The sequence below is a fragment of the Micromonospora sp. WMMD882 genome, from assembly GCF_027497255.1.
Classification (GTDB): domain Bacteria; phylum Actinomycetota; class Actinomycetes; order Mycobacteriales; family Micromonosporaceae; genus Micromonospora.
This window is the reverse complement of sequence record NZ_CP114903.1, coordinates 1,851,224-1,866,999: the sequence shown is the minus strand read 5'-3', so window position 1 is coordinate 1,866,999 and position 15,776 is coordinate 1,851,224. Positions and strand designations below refer to the sequence as shown.

The window sequence follows — 15,776 nt, the reverse complement described above, 5'->3', positions numbered from 1 at the left end:
ACCGCGATCGCCGACATTCCGCCGGCCGCTCGTGGAACCTGCGAGGGAGGGCGCAGGATGGGGGACGTGGTGCCGACTCCGGACCGCAGGCTGGTCGGGCTGCTCGTCCTGACCAGCCTGCCGCCGATGATCGAGGGCGTCGTCCTGGTCGTCATGGGATTCCGGGCCGCCGAGGGGCTGGCTGCGCAGAGCGGCTCCGTCTGGCCGTACGACACCTACCACGACCTGCGGTGGCTCTACGTCTACCACGAGTCGTGGCCGGACTTCCTGTTCTGGCTCGCCCTGGTGGTGCTGGGCCGGGGCGTGTTCCACACCGTCCTGGTGGTGCTGGCCTGGCCGGCGCGGACCCCCCGGCCACCGCTGCGTTGGCTGGTACGCCGCAACCTGGTCCTCGCCCTGACGGTCGTGCTCGTGGTCACGCCGTGGGCGGTCGTCTCGGTGGCCGCCGCGGTGGTCGCCCTGTCGTGGGTGCTGCTGGCGTCCCTGCTGCCGATGATCCTGCTGGCGCCGTTCCTGCAACGGGCCGCCGTGGTGCGGGTCTGGTGGCGGGGGCTGCCACCGGTGTCGATGGTCGGCTGGTCGTTGCTGAACTTCCTGACGCTGACCGTGGCCGGGGCGGTGTGCTGGAGCGTGCCCGGCTGGTGGACGGTGCCGGTCGCGACGGCCGCCGGGCTGGTGAACGGGCTGCTGTGGAAGCAGACGATGCGGGCCGCGCTGCTGGCGTCCCACGTCAGGTGGGCCCGGGTGCCGGTCACCCCACTGGCGGCGCTGCTGGCGCTCGCCGTACCGGCGGCGGTTCCGCTGCTGGTGAACGCCGTGCCCGGCGGCGCGCTGCGGACCGAGACGGCGGTGTTCGACCGCCCGCTGCCACCACAGGTCGACCAGGCGGTGCTGCTGCTCGCCGGCTACGGCTCCGCCTACGACGGCGAGCGGTCCGCCGACCCGCGGGTGCGGCAGTTCTCCTACCGGGGCCTCGGACCGGGCGGGCAACCCCTGCCCTACGACCCGCAGGCCACCACGATCTCGGTCGCCGAGAGCGTCCGGCTGCTCGAGGAGCAGGTGGACCGGCTGCACCAGCGGACCGGCCGCCCGGTCGCGCTGGTCGGGCAGAGCGAGGGCGCGATGGTCGCCCGCGCCTACCTGGCCCGGCGTCCGCACCCGGCGGTGGAGTCGCTGGTCATGCTCAGCCCGCTGGTGAACGCCGGGCGGGCCTAGTATCCGCCCCCGAACGCCGACCGGGGCTGGGGCGTCGTCACCGGCTGGCAACTGCGGGTCATCTTCGGGCTGGTCGCGGCCCTCGGCGGCCCGGACGAGGGACCGGACGAGCCGTTCGTCCGCTCGCTGCTCGACGACGCGCCCTTCTACCGCAACCAGCTCATGTGCCCGGTGCCCGGGGTACGCGTGATCGCCTTCCTGCCCATCGTCGCGGCCACCGAGGCCCCGCCCGGCGATTACAGCCGCATCCCGGTCTTCCAGATCGTCGGCGTGCACGGCGCGCTGCTCGGGCAGGAGTCGGTGCAGCGTGACCTGCTCGCCTTCCTCGCCGGCACGCCGATCCAGCGGACCCGCCGCGAGTACGCGCTGATCCAGCGGCTCGGGGCCGCCTGGCAGGCGCCACCGTTGGCGCTCGCCGCCAACCCGGTCTGGGCGGGCGACCGGCAACCCGACCCCGCGTTCACCGGGCGGGCCTGCCTGCCGGCCCGCTGACCGGCGGCGCGGACCGGACCCGTCGCGGCGCGACCGGAACGGGGCTCAGCCAGGCGAGGTGACCAGCAGGAAGACGGTGGTGAGCAGCCCCGCGACCAGCACGATCGTCATCGCCCGGGGACCCAGCAGGGCGTGCCTGCGGTCGGCGAGCAGCTTCGCCGGCCAGAGCCCGATCAGCGGCCCGAGCAGGGACACCACCAGGGCGATCACCGGCAACCCCACGGCCAGGTCACCGCCGTACCGCGCGCCGGCGGCCCGCGCGGCCAGCCCCATCAGGTACGCGACCGTCGCGCCGAGCACCCCGCAGAGGGCGAGCAGCGGGTTCGTCGAGCCGGGCAGGTCCCCCGGCTGCCGGGTGCGGTCCAGCAGCTCCCGGACCCGCTCCAACGCGACCATCGGGTCGGTCGAGGCGTCCCGGGCCGCGCCCGGCGGGTCGCCGAGCCGGCGACCGCCCGCGCCGACCCGACCGCGCAGCACCTGCCACAGGTGGGTCGCCTCGGCGTCCACCCGCTCCACCAGCTCGGTCGCCTCGGTCACCTCCGCCTCGGCCCGCCGGACCTGCTCGTCGGCCTCCCGGACGGCCCGCTCGGCGGCGGCGCACTGGCGTTCGTGCCACGCCTGCGCCTCGGCCCGCCGGGCGGTCGCCTGGGCGGTCAGCTCGGCCAGCCGGCGCAGGCAGGCGGCGTACGACTCGGTGGTGACCGGCTCGTTCATCGGGGCAGTCCGTACGGGATGATGGTCTGGCCGGTGCGGTGCACCGCCCGGTCGAAGAACAGCCCCCGCCACGGGCGGGGGTACCAGTCCGGCCCGCCGGTGCCCGGGTAGAGCGACGAGCCCAGCTCACCGCCCTGCACGTCGAGGGCCACCCACGCGCCGATCTGGTCGGTGCGGGACGCCGGCCCGCCCAGGTCGTTGCGCATCCGGGCCACCCCTCGCCACCAGGCCAGCACGTGGGTGCGGCGTTCCGGCCCGTCGTGCAGGACGTGCCGCAGGTGCTCCAGGCCGGTACGCCGCCCGACCCGCGCGCCCAGCCGGCCGGCCGCCGCGTCGACGGCGTAGAGCAGCAGGTAGTGCGGGGTGGCCGGGGTGCCCGGGGCGGTCAGCGCGTCGGCCGTCTCGGCCATCAGCTCCGGCACGGTCTCCTCGTCGTACCAGGCGGCGTCGTCGGCGAGGTCGGCGTAGAGGGCCCGGGCGGCGTGGTCGGCGTCCGGGTCGAGGCAGGCGATGGAGAACCGCGCCGAGCCGGGCTCGTGCTGGCGGGCCAGGGAGCGGCCGGCGGCGTCCAGCACCGCGCACGCCTCGTCGACCCGGGTGCCCAGCACCGCCAGGTTGCGGCCGGGCGCGCGGGGCAGCCGCAGCGCCGCCGAGCGGGCCTGCACGTCGATGATCTCGCCGAGCAGCGCGACCGGGCCGCGCGGGCCGCCGGGCTGCCGGGCCGGGGTCAGCGCCCGGAAGTCGGGCGCCTCGGCGAGCCGGGGGATCGCGTCGCCGTCGAACAGCCGGGCCGGGGCGGCGTCCGGCGGGCGCATCCGCCACAGCCGGTGCTGCAGCTCGCTCCAGGTCTCCCACTCGCTGGCCGACGGGATCCGGGCCACCTGGTTGCCCTCGGCCATCCCGGACTCGGCGTTGACCACCGCGTGGTGGCGGGGCAGGGACTGGGCCGCGTCGTTGCGTTCGGCCAGGATCCGCAACGCCTTGGGCAACGCGATCCGCAGGGTGAACTGGGCGACCAGCGCCGGCCGACCCCACAGCGCCTCGATGCCGCGTACGTCCTGCGAGGCGAGCACCAGGTGGATGCCCTGGGAACGGCCCCGCCGGGCCAGGTCCTCCAGCAGGTCGGCGGCCTCCCGGGCGACCACGTCCCGGCCGGCGAGCAGCATCTGGAACTCGTCGACCACCGCCACGATCCGGGGCCAGTGCCCGTCCGGGTCCACCGCGCGCAGCTCGGCCAGCTTGGTGACCTCGTGCTGCTTGGCCGCGTCGGCCCGCCGGCGCAGCTCCTCGGCGAGGAACCGCAGCAGGGCCAGGCCGAACTCCCGGTCGGTGTTGACGTTGATGCCGACCAGCCGCATGTGCGGCAGCCAGCTCGGATCCCGCCGGCCCTGGGCGAACCGGGCGAAGGACACCCCCTCCTTGAAGTCGAGCAGGTAGAACTCCAGCTCGGCGGGGGAGTAGCGGGAGGCCAACGCCCCGATCCAGGCGAAGATCAGGTTGGTCTTGCCGGTGCCGGACGGCCCGCCGATCAACGCGTGCGGCGGGTAGTCGCCCAGGGTGAGCAGCACCGGACGGCCGTTCGGCGCCTCGCCGATCGGCGCGACCAGCGCGGTCGAGGAGTCCTCCCGCCACATCTGCTCCGGCGGCGGGAGCAGCTCGGTGAACGGCGTCGGGGCCGGACCCGCCGCGACCGTTCCGGCGACCCGCCGGCACGTCTCGGTGACCAGCACCGGCGGGGGCGGCGGATCGAGGCGTACCGGCAGGCCGCCCGGCCCGCCGACGCGGACGTCGCCGGGGGCGACCAGCACCCGCTGCACGGTCGGGTCGTCCGGCAGCGCGATGCCGCGCACCACCAGGTGCACCCCGCAGGCGGCCCCGGCGCGGACGATCCGGTCGAGCTGGCCGCGCTCGTGCCGGGTCAGCTCGTCCCCGCCGAGCAGCACGGCCACCCGCCACGGCTCGGGCCGCCGCCCGGTGGCCAGGGCCAGCTCCCGCAGGGACGAGTGCTCGCCGGCCAGCACCGTCTCGTTGATCCGGCGGATCTGCTCCACCAGGTCGTCCAGCAGCCGGCCCAGCCCGCCCGGACCGACGAAGGTGAGCAGGCCGGCGGTGCCCAGCGGGGCGAACCCGGCCAGGCCGCCGCCGAGGTGCTCCGGGTCGTACCCGATCAACCGGACCGCGCCCGGGTCGGCCCGGCCGATGCTGCGCAGCAGCAGGGCGGCGACCACCGCGTCGCAACCGGCCCGGTCGCCTCCGGTGAGGTGCACGTGGCCGACGTCCAGCAGCGGCACCAGGGCCGGCACCGGCTCCGCGCCGGGGATCCGGACGGTGCCGATCCGCACCGCGCCGGGCGGCTCGGCGCGCGCGGCCGGCGTCGGCGTCCAGCCGGCCCACTCCGCCGACGCCGCCCCGGGCGCCTCCCGTTCCGCCGCCGCCGCGGCCCGCTGGACCAGCGTGGCGATCTGCGCGCCGTACCGGGAGTCGATCTCGGCGAGCCGGCGGTCGCGTTCCGCGCCGACCCGCTGCGGCACCGTCGCCGCGGCCCGACGCACCCGCTCCAGGCGGTCCTGGCCGGCGACCAGCTCGGCGCGGGCGGCGGCCAGCCGGCCCCGGGTCGACCCCAACGCCTCGGAGAGCAGACCCCGGACCCGTCCCACCAGTTGTGCCCGGCGGTCAGCCATGCCGGCCCGGCCCGGCGCTCGGGGGGGCCGGCGGACGCGGTCGGCCCGCCGGATCGTGGCCGGCCCCGGCGGCCCCGGATCGGCGCGTCGCGTCCGGCCCCGGCCCGCCGCCCCGGTCGGCTGCGCCGTCGTCGGGACGTTCCTCGGGCAGGTCCCGGCCGAGTCGTTCCAGCAGCAGGCCGGTGAGCACGCCGGCGGCGACCGCCGGGTCCGCCGGGTGCGGCTGCTCCTCCTCGGCGCGCTGCTTCGGCGGGGGCATCCGACAGACCCGGGTCAGCACGGTCTCCAGCACCGGCGGCGGCAGACCGGGCAGCAGGTCACGGACCCGGCCGTCCAGCGCGTCGCGCAGTTTCGGCAGGTCCGGCGCCTTGGGCGGGTGCCCGAGCAGCTCCCCGGCCAGCTCCCGCAGCAGCGGCGGAGTGACCGTGGCCAGGCCCAGGCCCACGTCCGCGTGGGCCCGCCGCAGCTCGGCGTGCACCCGGGACCGGTCGCCGGCCCTCACCCCGCCGACCACCCGGCGCAGCAGCTCCCGCGCGTCGGTGACCTGCTCGTCCGGCCCGCTCGGCTCGCCCTCGGCGCCGCCGGTCAGCTCCGCCACCCGCACCGCCCACCAGCGGCGCACCGCCGGGGCCGGGGTGGGGTCGTCGGCCGGGACCGTGCCCGGCGGGGGCGCGTCGTCGCGGGGGGCGTCGTGCGCCGGTTGCCGGGGCTGCGGACGGCCGGCCGGCGCGCCGTCCGCGCCCAGTCCGACGGCGGCCAGGTAGCTGGCGAGCTGCTCCTGGGCCACCCGCAGGGCGTGCCCGGCGGACTCGGCGTGCTCGACGGCCGCCGACAGCTCCGGCACCCCCATCGGGTTCGACGACTCCTGGCGCACCCACCGCAGCCGCTCGGTGGCCAGGGCGAACTTCTCCAGCGCCTGGGCCAGCGGGGCCAGCGGCAACTCGTCGGAGGCGGCGCGGACCTGCGCCCCGATATCCTCGATGATCGACATGGGTCAGAGCGTGGAGACGTAGAGCTGCGCCTGCTCCACCGCGACAAGCGTCGCGGCGAGACACTCCTCCAGCTCCTGGCTGGCCTGGGTCAGCGAGGCCTGGGCCGCCTCGACGGTCTCGTGGCCGCTGCCCTCCAGCGCGCCGGCCAGGGTCTGCTGGGCCTCGGCCAGCTTCTCACCGGCTGCCTGCACGGCTGTCTGCCCTTCACCGATCTGTTGGAGCGCGACATCGATGGCGGCTTTGAGCTCGGCGACGCTCGCCACGGCGAAACCTCCTGGGGGCGGGGAGGACTCCATTAGAGCCTATTCCCGTCCGGGAAAGAAAACACGCCGTGCGGCGTTACCGCCCCGGTGTCCGTCTCCCGCCCGCCGGGACCGGCCGCCCGGCGCGGCTACCCGGGGCCGGAGCGGCGCGGCTGTCCGGGGCCGGACCGGTCCGGCTGTCCCTCGCCGCGCAGCCAGCGCGGCCCGTACACCTCCGCCCCGAGCGCGGTGACCCGCTCCCGCAGCCCGCGGTCGGCGGTCACCACCACCCGCCGGCGGTCGGTCACCTCGGTCACCAGCGCCACGATCGTGTCGTCACCCGAGCCCGGCGCGGAGACCACCCGCACGCCCTCGGTGGCCGGGACGTCCCGGGCCACGCCCTCGACCACCAGGACCACCTCGACCGGGGCGGGCAGCTCCGGGGGCACGCCGGCCGGACCCACCGGCACCAGCCGGTCGCGCAGGCGGGTGGTCGCGCCGACCCGGTCCCGCCACCAGCCGTCCGGGCGGGAGCCGACGACGTTTGCCGCGTCCACGATCAGCAGCGGTGGAGTGTCCATCCCCCCACCCTGCCATCCGGCGGCGTTTGTCGGGGCGACCCTCGGGTAGCCCTGCGTGTCAGGTCTCGTCACCGACCGTTCGGGGGGCATGCCATGTGGGGACCGGCTGACTTCGGCGGCGACCCGTGGGACGAGTTCCTGGCCCGCTACTTCGGCCGGCCGGAGGGCGGGGGACGGCCGGCGCACCGGGTCGACATCACCCGCCTGATGACCGCCGACGCCCGGGAGATGCTGGCCGACGCGGCCCGTCGCGCGGCCCAGCGCCGCAGCACCGACCTGGACACCGACCACCTGCTCTGGGCGGCGTTGCAGCGGCAACCGCTGCGGGAGCTGGTGAGCCGGGCCGGCGCCAGCCCGGACACCCTGCTCAACGCGCTCGGTGGCAGCGACGGGGCGCCCGGCGGCGAGGTGCCGCCGAACCTCTCCCTCACCCCGGCGGCCAAACGGGCGCTGCTCGACGCCCACCAGCTCGCCCGGGCGATCGGGGCGAACTACATCGGCCCGGAGCACATCCTGATGGCCCTGCCGCTGAACCCCGAGTCACCGGCCGGGCGGATGCTGGCCGCCGGGCGGATCCAACCGGAGTCCCTGCAGGCAGCGGGGGCGGAACGGGGACCGATGAGCACACGACCGGACCGGGGCACGCCGACGCTGGACCAGTACGGCCAGGACCTCACCGACCTGGCCAAGGCCGACCGGATCGACCCGGTGATCGGCCGGAGCGACGAGATCGAACAGGCCGTGGAGATCCTCTCCCGGCGGACCAAGAACAATCCGGTGCTGATCGGGGAGGCCGGCGTCGGCAAGACCGCGATCGTCGAGGGGCTGGCCGAGCGGATCTGCGACGGCGACGTGCCGCAGACCCTGCTCGGCAAGCGGGTGGTCCAGCTCGACCTGGCCGGGCTCGTCGCCGGCACCCGCTACCGGGGCGACTTCGAGGAACGGCTCAAGAAGGTGGTCGACGAGATCCGCGCGCACCGCGACGAGCTGATCATCTTCCTGGACGAGATCCACACCCTGGTCGGGGCCGGCGGCGCCGGCAGCGAAGGGGGCATGGACGCGTCCAACATGCTCAAGCCCGCGTTGGCCCGGGGCGAGCTGCGGGTGATCGGGGCCACCACGCTCGACGAGTACCGGCGCAGCATCGAGAAGGACGCCGCGCTGGCCCGCCGGTTCCAGTCGGTGCTGGTGCCGGAGCCCGACGTCGAGGACACCGTGGCGATCCTGCGGGGCCTGCGGGACCGGTACGAGGCGCACCACCAGGTGCGGTTCACCGACGAGGCGCTGGTGGCGGCGGCCGAGCTGGCCGACCGGTACGTCACCGACCGGTTCCTGCCGGACAAGGCCATCGACCTGATCGACCAGGCCGGCGCGCGGGTGCGGCTGCGCACCCGGACCCCGGCGGCCGATGTGCGGGACCTGGAACGCCAGCTCGAGGAGGTGGGCCGGGAGAAGGAGCAGGCGGTCGCCGACGAGCTGTACGAACGCGCCTCGGCCCTGCGGGACCGGCTGCGTGAGCTCGACGAGCAGATCAAGATGGCCACCGGTGAGACGGCCGCCCCACAGGTGCCGGAGGTCGGACCGCCGGAGATCGCGCAGGTGGTGTCCCGGGCCACCGGCATCCCGGTCAGCCAGCTCACCGAGGAGGAACGGGACCGGCTGCTCCGGCTGGAGGGGCACCTGCACGAGCGGGTGGTCGGCCAGGACGACGCGGTCGGCGCGGTCGCCGAGGCGGTGCGCCGCTCGCGGGCCGGGCTGGCCGACCCGGCCCGGCCGATGGGCAGTTTCCTCTTCCTCGGCCCGACCGGCGTCGGCAAGACCGAGCTGGCCCGGGCGCTCGCCGGGGCGTTGTTCGGCGAGGCCGACCGGATGGTCCGGCTGGACATGAGCGAGTTCTCCGAGCGGCACACGGTCAGCCGGCTGGTCGGCGCGCCCCCCGGCTACGTCGGCTACGAGGAGGCCGGGCAGCTCACCGAGGCGGTGCGCCGCCGGCCGTACGCGGTGGTGCTGCTGGACGAGATCGAGAAGGCCCACCCGGACGTGTTCAACATCCTGTTGCAGGTGCTCGACGACGGGCGGTTGACCGACAGCCAGGGCCGGACAGTGAACTTCCGGAACACCGTACTGATCATGACGAGCAACATCGGCTCTGAGATGATCACCGGGGCGCAGCGCGCGGTCGGGTTCGGCGCCGGCGAGCCGGGCACCGAGCAGGAGCGCGACGACCTGCGGGAACGGCTGATGCGCCGGCTCCAGGAGAACTTCCGCCCCGAGTTCCTCAACCGGATCGACGAGATCATCGTCTTCCGCCGGCTGGAGGCGGAGCAGTTGCGTCAGATCACCGGCCTGCTGCTGGAGGAGACCCGCCGGCGGCTGCACGCCCAGGACGTCACCGTGGAGGTCACCGAGGCGGGCGTGGACTGGCTCGCCCGGCACGGCTACCAGCCCGAGTTCGGGGCCCGGCCGCTGCGTCGGGTGATCCAGCGCGAGCTGGACAACCGGTTGTCCCGGATGCTGCTCTCCGGCGAGATCTCCCCGGGCCAGCGGGTCACCGTGGACACCCACGACGACACGCTGGACGTCCACGTGTCGGCCGGCGAGCGGGGTGGACACAAGCCGGCCACGACCAGCCACCCCCGATGAGCGGAGGAGCCGGTGAGCGAACCCGAGGAGAGCGCCGAGGACGTCGAGACGCCGGAGCCCATCGCGGCCCCGCCGACGGCGAACCCGGCCCGGGTCCAGGTCCCGCCGGAGGGTCCGGGCGCGCTGGCCGGGGACGGAGAACCCCCACGGCCCGGGCCGTCCGGGCCCGGAGAGGAGACGTGATGGCACGCGAGACGAGGATCGACGCGGACGTGGAGCTGCTGTGGGACGACTTCCACGCCCGGGTCAACATGCCCTCCGAGCAGTTGCGGCAGTGGTTGCTGACCCGCGGGTCCGGGGAGGACGCGTTCGGGCCGGACCCGGATCTGGACCTGCCCGAGCCGGGCCGGCAGATCCTGGCCGTGCTCCGCAAACGCAAGGTGGACCTCACCGGGGACGACGTCCGCACCATGCGGGACGCCGTCGACCGGATCGACGCGCTGACCGCGCGCCGCCCGGCCGGCGGCAACGCCGACGACGGCTGGCGGCACGCGCTGCTCGACCTGGGCCACGACCCGCTGACCGTACGCTGAGCCCGGCGGTGGCGTCGCGCGGCCGACCCGCCGCCGGCCGCCCTCACTCCGGTTCGAGGCTGCCGATGGTCAACCCCAGCGCGTCCACCGCCGCCCGCCGGTCGGCGTGCGCCCGCTCCTCCCGGCTGAGCAGGTTCGCGTACTCGGCGACGTGCGCCGGGTCCGGGACGGCGGGCAGGCCGCGCAGGAAGGACTCCACCGCCCGGCTGGCGGCGGTGGCCGCCGCGGCGGTCCTCCGGGCGGTCTCCCGGTCGTCGGGCGGGTCGGTCGCGTCGTCGGGCGGGCTGGTCGCGTCGTCGGTCATCCGGGTACCTACCCGGTCGTCGGGACTTCGCACCTGGGCGGGCCGGTCACCACACCGAGGTGTTCGTCCGCGCGCCGAAGTCCGGGTTGTCCACCAGCCACTCCAGGTAGGCCGGGTGCGGGGCGAGCGAGTCGGCGTACGCGGTCGTCGCCGAGGCCAGCACCTCCTCGGCGAAGTGGGCCGCCGGTGACTCCGGATGCCAGCCCAGCATCAGCCGCCAGCGCAGCGGGTTCCCGGCCAGCCGTCGGGTGACCAGGCCGGACACCGGGCGGAAGGTGGCCTGGCAGAGCGCTACCGCCACGCCCGCCTCGACCAGGTCGACGCAGCCCCGGACGTCCGTCTCGTACACCTTGCGGGGGGTGAAGCCGGCGCGGGCGCAGGCCGCGGCGAAACAGTCGCCGAAGCAGCCGTCGCCGGGGGCCGCCACCCACTGCTCGGACCGCAGGTCGACCAGGGCCACCTCGTCCCGCCCGGCCTGCTGGTGGGTTTCCGGCAGCATCACGAAGACCGGGTCGACCGCCACCTCCCGCCAGCTCAACCCGAACTCCGCCGACGGGGCGGCGTCCCCGCACACCCCGGTCAGCACGTAGTCGAGCCGGCCGTTGAGCACGAGCTGGGACAGCTCGTCCACCGACCAGGAGGCGTACGTGCTGATCGGGGCGTTGGGCTGCTCGGCGGCGATCCGGTGGACCAGCCGACCCAGGATGGGGCTGTTCACCCCGCCGAACCGGTACCGGCTGAGCGCGTCCCCGGCGCTGGCCAGCCGGGCCGCCTCGTCCTGCAGCCCCTTCATCGCCGGCAGCAGCACCCGGGCCCGGGCCAGCACCAGCTCACCGAGCGCGGTGGGCCGGGCCCCCCGCCGGTCCCGGTCGAACAGCGCGCCACCGAGGACCCGTTCGATGCGCTGGAGCTGCGCGGTCAGTGCCGGTTGAGCCAGTCCGAGCGTCGAGGCCGCCTTCGTCACGCTGCCGGTCTCCGCGATCGCGCAGACCACCCTGAGGTGTCGCAACTCCAGGTTCATGACGTGACGGTAGGACTGGTCGCAGGTATCCGGAAGACCCTTCGTGTTTCGAAGCTCTCCGATGAAAGAAAGATGAGCCGATCGTGCCCCGTCAATCCCGGTCAAGGTCCTCCAGGCGCGTCCGGCGTCCGGTGACCGCGTCGCGGACCTTGTCGACCACCCCGACGGCCGGCTCGACGATCCGGTTCCACGGCGCAGTGGCCGGCGTGCCCGGATGGGGGCGGGTCGGCGCGGCCTCCTCGGCGATCTCCAGCCGGTTGCCCAACCGGATCAGCTCCGCCTCGGTGGCGACCGCGCGCAGCCCGGCCAGCGCCGGCTCGACGGCGGTCACGTGCCGCTGCCATCCCCGCAGCAGCTCGGCGCCCTGCCCCGGGCCGGCCCGGTCGACGGCCTTGAGGGCGCGCAGCAGCGCCGTGTCGGTCTCGATCTCCCGGTCGGCCAGCGCGTCCCCGTCGGGCAGCGCCCGGCGCAGCGCCGGGTAGAGGTACTGCTCCTCGGCGGAGAGGTGCCGCGACACGGCGGCGGCGAACACGTCGGCCACCTCCCGCCAGCGGGGCTCGTCCGGGTCGAGGGCGGCCAGCTCACCGGCGACCGCGGCGATCCGGCGGTGTTCCTCGTCGACGACGTCGACCAGGCTCCGACCACCCGGCCGGTACCCCTCGTCACCGGCGGCGGGCGGCAACGGCGGCAACGGGACGCTCATGGGTGCCTCCTCGGCGGGCGGACGGCGCGGACCCGCGCCCCGGACGCCCCCGGCGCCGCCGCGACCGGCGGGCGGGCCGGCGACCGGTCGTCGGTCCGGCGTGGCGGTGCCACGGCAGCGGCGGTACCCGACCGCCGGTACGTCGAAACCGGTCGCGGACTCGTGGCGGACATCCCCGGCTGGTATGAAGACCGCATGACCGACGTCGCTTCCGCCGTGCCCGACCCCACCGACGAGGTCGTGGCGCTCTGCCGTGACCTGTTGCGCATCGACACCACCAACACCGGTGACAACGACACCAGCGCCGGGGAACGACGCGCCGCCGAGTACGTCGCGGAGAAGCTGGCCGAGGTGGGCGTCGAGTCGACCCTGGTGGAGTCCCTTCCCGGCCGGGCGAACGTGGTGGCCCGGATCCCCGGCGCCGACCCGGGGCGCGGCGCGCTGCTGGTGCACGGCCACCTCGACGTGGTCCCGGCCGACCCCGACGAGTGGTCGGTGCACCCGTTCTCCGGCGAGGTCCGCGACGGGTACCTCTGGGGGCGGGGCGCGATCGACATGAAGGACTTCGACGCGATGGCGCTCGCCGTGGTCCGGCACTGGCAGCGCACCGGCGTCCGCCCGCCGCGCGACATCGTGCTGGCGTACACCGCCGACGAGGAGGCCGGCAGCGACTACGGCGCGCACCACCTCGTCGAGGAGCGGCCGGAGCTCTTCGAGGGCTGCACCGAGGCGATCGGCGAGGTCGGCGGCTTCTCCTACACGGTGGACGACGCCACCCGGCTCTACCTGATCGAGACCGCCGAGAAGGGCATCGACTGGCTGCGGCTGCACGCCCGGGGCCGCCCCGGGCACGGCTCGATGGTGCACGACGACAACGCGGTGACCGCGCTCGCCGAGGCGGTCGCCCGGATCGGCCGGCACCGCTTCCCGGTGACGGTCACCGACACCGTACGGTCGTTCCTCGCCGAGATCTCCGACGTCCTCGGCATCGAGATCGACCCGGACGACCCGGAGACCGCGATCGCCAAGCTCGGCCCGATCGCCAACATCATCGGCGCGACCATCCGCAACACCGCCAACCCGACCCGGCTGGCCGCCGGCTACAAGGACAACGTCATCCCCGGCCGGGCCAGCGCCACCATCGACTGCCGCAGCCTGCCCGGCCAGTCCGAGCTGCTGGAGCAGCAGTTGCGTGAGCTGGTCGGGCCCGGGTTCGACATCGAGTACATCCACCGCCAGCCCGCCCTGGAGACCACCTTCGACGGGGCGCTGGTGGCGGCGATGTCGGCGGCGCTGCGGGCCGAGGACCCGGGCGCCCGGCCGGTGCCGTACATGCTCTCCGGCGGCACCGACGCCAAGGCGTTCTCCCGGCTCGGCATCCGCTGCTTCGGGTTCGCCCCGCTTCGGCTGCCACCGGACCTGAATTTCTCCGCGCTGTTCCATGGCATCGACGAGCGCGTGCCGGTGGACGGGCTACAGTTCGGCGTGCGGGTTCTCGACCGCTTCCTCCGCAGTTGCTGACCGGCCGCGCCGCGACGTGGTCCGGCACCGCTTCCTCCCCCGATGTGCGAAAGGGACTTCTCACATGACCGACCAGCACGGTGAGCTGGACGCTGCCCTCGAACGGGTGATCGACGCGGCCCGTCGGCACCTGGCCGCCGTACGCGTCGCCCAGGGCCGGGTCGACGACGACGACGTCTGGCAGGCGTACGTCGAGCTGAACAACGCCTCCTTCGCCTACGACGAGCAGCTCCTCGACGCCTTCGGCGAGGTGACCCCGTGGGACGTGGAGGCGATCGACCCGGACGAGGCCGACGCGCACTTCGGCGCCGCCGGTCAGGACGCCGAGCCGACCGACCCGCACCCGCAGGTGATCTCCGTACGGCAGCGCCGCGACTACCGGGTGCCCAGCGTGGCCGCCCTGATCCGGGCCGCCGAGGCGGCCCGCCGCGAGGGCACTCCCGCCGAGGACGAGCCGGCCCCGGTGGAGGGCGTCGGCGAGGCGGTGCTGGAGCTGCTGCAGAGCGGCGACGGCTCGCTGAGCGCCCTGGACGTGCCGGAGCTGGAGCCGCTCGACGGGGTGGTGATGGTCAGCGAGGTCGGCACGCCGGTCGACCTGGAGTCGTTCGACGACGACGACCCGGTGGGCCCGTTCCAGCCGGCCGCCGACGACCGGCTGGTCGGCCGCCTCGACGAGCACCCGTTCGTCGACGCGGAGGACGGCGAGCTCGGGCACACCCACTGACGGTCGCCTCGTCCCCGGGCCGGGCCCGCCCGGCCCGGGGACGAGGTCAGTAGGACAGCCCCGGCTGGGGCTGGGCGACCCGGCGACGCCGCAGCACCACCTGCCGGGTGCCGTCGCGGTAGAGCCGCACCCGGGCCAGCTCCCAACCCGAGTACTCCGCCTGGATCGCCAGTTGCGCCGCGGCGGTCAACCGGTCGACGTTCGGCGGCAACCGCAGCGGCGCGTATTCGTAGTCCATGGGGTCCATGCTGCCCAGCCGCGCCGCGCGCCGCCACCCCTCGCCCCGGACGGGGTCAGCCGTCCCGCTCCGGGTAGCCGACCGGCACCGCGGAGACGTCGTCCAGGGCGACCGTGATCTCCTCCGGGAGGGTCATCCGCTCGACCTGCAGCGCGCCGAGGAGCTGCCCCACCGTCCGGGCGCCCAGGATCGGCGCGACCACGCCCGGCCGGTCCCGGATCCAGGCCAGCGCGACCTCCAGGGGCGACACGCCGAGCCCACCGGCGGCGGTGGCCACCGCCTCCACGATGCTGGAGCAGCGCGGCTCCAGGTAGGTGGCGACGAACGGGCCGAAGTGCGCCGAGGTGGCCCGGGAGTCCGCCGGCCGGCCGTGCCGGTACTTGCCGGTCAGCACCCCCCGCCCGAGCGGCGACCACGGCAGCACGCCCAGCCCGAGCGCCGCGCAGGCGGGCAGCACCTCCCGCTCGACCCCCCGCTCCAGCAGGGAGTACTCCACCTGGGCGGCCACCACTGGCGCGCGGCCGGGATAGGCGGCCTGCCAGGCGGCGGCCCGGGCGGTCTGCCAGCCGGAGAAGTTCGACACCCCCACGTACCGGACCCGGCCGCTGGTGACCGCGTGGTCCAGCGCGGAGAGGGTCTCCTCCAGCGGCGTGTCCGGGTCGTACCCGTGCACCTGCCACAGGTCGACGTGGTCGGTGCCCAGCCGGCGCAGCGAGGCGTCCAGGGTGCGCAGCAGATGCCCGCGGGAGCCGTCCCGGCGGCGTTCCGTGCCCGGCCGCAGCCCGGCCTTGGTGGCGATGAGCAGGTCGTCGCGGGGCACCAGGGCGCCCAGCAGCGACCCGATCACCGCCTCGGCGTCACCGTCGCCGTAGACGTCGGCCGTGTCGACCAGGTTGCCGCCCGCGTCGAGGTAGCTTTTCAACTGGGCGGCCGCGTCGTCGGCGTCGGTGTCCCGGCCCCAGGTCATGGTGCCGAGCGCGAGCCGGGAAACCGCCAGCCCGCTTCGGCCGAGCGGTCGCTGTCGCATGGGTGAACCTTATTTCGAACCAGGCCCCGACCGATATCCTCGCCTTCGTCAACTCTCCGACCGTACCGTTGTGATCTTCGACCCTGCGGTGAGGCGGTGGTCGGCCCGCCCACCCGCATTGCGTAACCTGATGCGACTCGTGGGT

Annotated in this window: 17 protein-coding genes; 7 read left to right on the top strand and 10 right to left on the bottom strand. The window is 75.2% G+C overall.

Features of this window, described 5'->3' with window-relative positions; genetic code table 11:
- Window positions 1-57: 57 nt before the first annotated feature.
- The gene (locus tag O7606_RS07155) at window positions 58-1,215 is read left to right on the top strand and encodes a hypothetical protein (RefSeq protein ID WP_281598279.1); all 1,158 of its coding nucleotides are present in this window, start codon (window positions 58-60) and stop codon (window positions 1,213-1,215) included.
- A gap of 171 nt (window positions 1,216-1,386) precedes the next feature.
- Window positions 1,387-1,707 (top strand): hypothetical protein, encoded by a 321-nt coding sequence (locus tag O7606_RS07150; RefSeq protein WP_281598278.1) that lies wholly within the window; start codon window positions 1,387-1,389, stop codon window positions 1,705-1,707.
- Window positions 1,708-1,752: 45 nt separating this feature from the next.
- Here O7606_RS07150 and O7606_RS07145 read toward each other — a convergent pair whose 3' ends face one another.
- The 5 genes from O7606_RS07145 to O7606_RS07125 form a co-directional block, all read right to left on the bottom strand.
- Window positions 1,753-2,421, bottom strand: a complete 669-nt coding sequence (locus O7606_RS07145; protein ID WP_281598277.1) for a hypothetical protein — start codon at window positions 2,419-2,421, stop codon at window positions 1,753-1,755.
- Entirely contained in the window at window positions 2,418-5,102 is a 2,685-nt protein-coding gene (locus O7606_RS07140; RefSeq protein ID WP_281598276.1) for an FtsK/SpoIIIE domain-containing protein, read from the bottom strand. The genes O7606_RS07145 and O7606_RS07140 overlap by 4 nt, the downstream gene beginning before the upstream one ends.
- On the bottom strand, window positions 5,095-6,093 hold the full coding sequence (locus O7606_RS07135; RefSeq protein WP_281598275.1) for a hypothetical protein: 999 nt from the start codon (window positions 6,091-6,093) through the stop codon (window positions 5,095-5,097). Before O7606_RS07135 ends, O7606_RS07140 begins: the two co-directional genes overlap by 8 nt.
- A 3-nt stretch (window positions 6,094-6,096) precedes the next feature.
- Complete coding sequence (locus O7606_RS07130) at window positions 6,097-6,357, bottom strand: hypothetical protein (RefSeq protein WP_091462511.1); 261 nt, start codon at window positions 6,355-6,357, stop codon at window positions 6,097-6,099.
- A 128-nt stretch (window positions 6,358-6,485) separates the two neighbouring features.
- The gene (locus O7606_RS07125; RefSeq protein ID WP_281598274.1) at window positions 6,486-6,917 is read right to left on the bottom strand and encodes a hypothetical protein; all 432 of its coding nucleotides are present in this window, start codon (window positions 6,915-6,917) and stop codon (window positions 6,486-6,488) included.
- A 93-nt stretch (window positions 6,918-7,010) separates the two neighbouring features.
- On the opposite strand from O7606_RS07125, the gene O7606_RS07120 reads away from it, so the two are divergent.
- Genes O7606_RS07120 through O7606_RS07110 form a run of 3 tightly spaced genes read left to right on the top strand, consistent with a single transcriptional unit; the run spans window position 7,011 to window position 10,093 of the window.
- The gene (locus O7606_RS07120) at window positions 7,011-9,560 is read left to right on the top strand and encodes an ATP-dependent Clp protease ATP-binding subunit (protein WP_281598273.1); all 2,550 of its coding nucleotides are present in this window, start codon (window positions 7,011-7,013) and stop codon (window positions 9,558-9,560) included.
- Between the two features lie 12 nt (window positions 9,561-9,572).
- A complete protein-coding gene (locus O7606_RS07115) occupies window positions 9,573-9,743 on the top strand; it encodes a hypothetical protein (protein ID WP_281598272.1) in 171 nt (56 codons plus the stop codon).
- Entirely contained in the window at window positions 9,743-10,093 is a 351-nt protein-coding gene (locus O7606_RS07110) for a DUF3140 domain-containing protein (protein ID WP_281598271.1), read from the top strand. Before O7606_RS07115 ends, O7606_RS07110 begins: the two co-directional genes overlap by 1 nt.
- A gap of 43 nt (window positions 10,094-10,136) precedes the next feature.
- Here O7606_RS07110 and O7606_RS07105 read toward each other — a convergent pair whose 3' ends face one another.
- From O7606_RS07105 to O7606_RS07095, 3 genes are all read right to left on the bottom strand, one after another.
- Window positions 10,137-10,397, bottom strand: a complete 261-nt coding sequence (locus O7606_RS07105) for a hypothetical protein (protein ID WP_281598270.1) — start codon at window positions 10,395-10,397, stop codon at window positions 10,137-10,139.
- Between the two features lie 46 nt (window positions 10,398-10,443).
- The gene (locus O7606_RS07100; RefSeq protein ID WP_281598269.1) at window positions 10,444-11,418 is read right to left on the bottom strand and encodes a LysR family transcriptional regulator; all 975 of its coding nucleotides are present in this window, start codon (window positions 11,416-11,418) and stop codon (window positions 10,444-10,446) included.
- A gap of 91 nt (window positions 11,419-11,509) precedes the next feature.
- A complete protein-coding gene (locus tag O7606_RS07095; RefSeq protein ID WP_281598268.1) occupies window positions 11,510-12,121 on the bottom strand; it encodes a hemerythrin domain-containing protein in 612 nt (203 codons plus the stop codon).
- Window positions 12,122-12,316: 195 nt separating this feature from the next.
- Between O7606_RS07095 and O7606_RS07090 the strand changes: the two genes are divergently transcribed.
- Both O7606_RS07090 and O7606_RS07085 read left to right on the top strand, forming a co-directional pair.
- Window positions 12,317-13,642: a M20/M25/M40 family metallo-hydrolase gene (locus tag O7606_RS07090; protein WP_281598267.1), complete on the top strand. Its 1,326-nt coding sequence runs from the start codon at window positions 12,317-12,319 to the stop codon at window positions 13,640-13,642.
- 64 nt (window positions 13,643-13,706) lie between these two features.
- On the top strand, window positions 13,707-14,366 hold the full coding sequence (locus O7606_RS07085; RefSeq protein ID WP_281598266.1) for a hypothetical protein: 660 nt from the start codon (window positions 13,707-13,709) through the stop codon (window positions 14,364-14,366).
- Window positions 14,367-14,412: 46 nt separating this feature from the next.
- Here O7606_RS07085 and O7606_RS07080 read toward each other — a convergent pair whose 3' ends face one another.
- Both O7606_RS07080 and O7606_RS07075 read right to left on the bottom strand, forming a co-directional pair.
- Window positions 14,413-14,604: a DUF5703 family protein gene (locus tag O7606_RS07080; protein ID WP_281598265.1), complete on the bottom strand. Its 192-nt coding sequence runs from the start codon at window positions 14,602-14,604 to the stop codon at window positions 14,413-14,415.
- A 55-nt stretch (window positions 14,605-14,659) separates the two neighbouring features.
- Window positions 14,660-15,631, bottom strand: coding sequence for an aldo/keto reductase (locus O7606_RS07075; RefSeq protein ID WP_281598264.1), 972 nt, complete (start codon window positions 15,629-15,631; stop codon window positions 14,660-14,662).
- Window positions 15,632-15,776 lie beyond the last annotated feature (145 nt).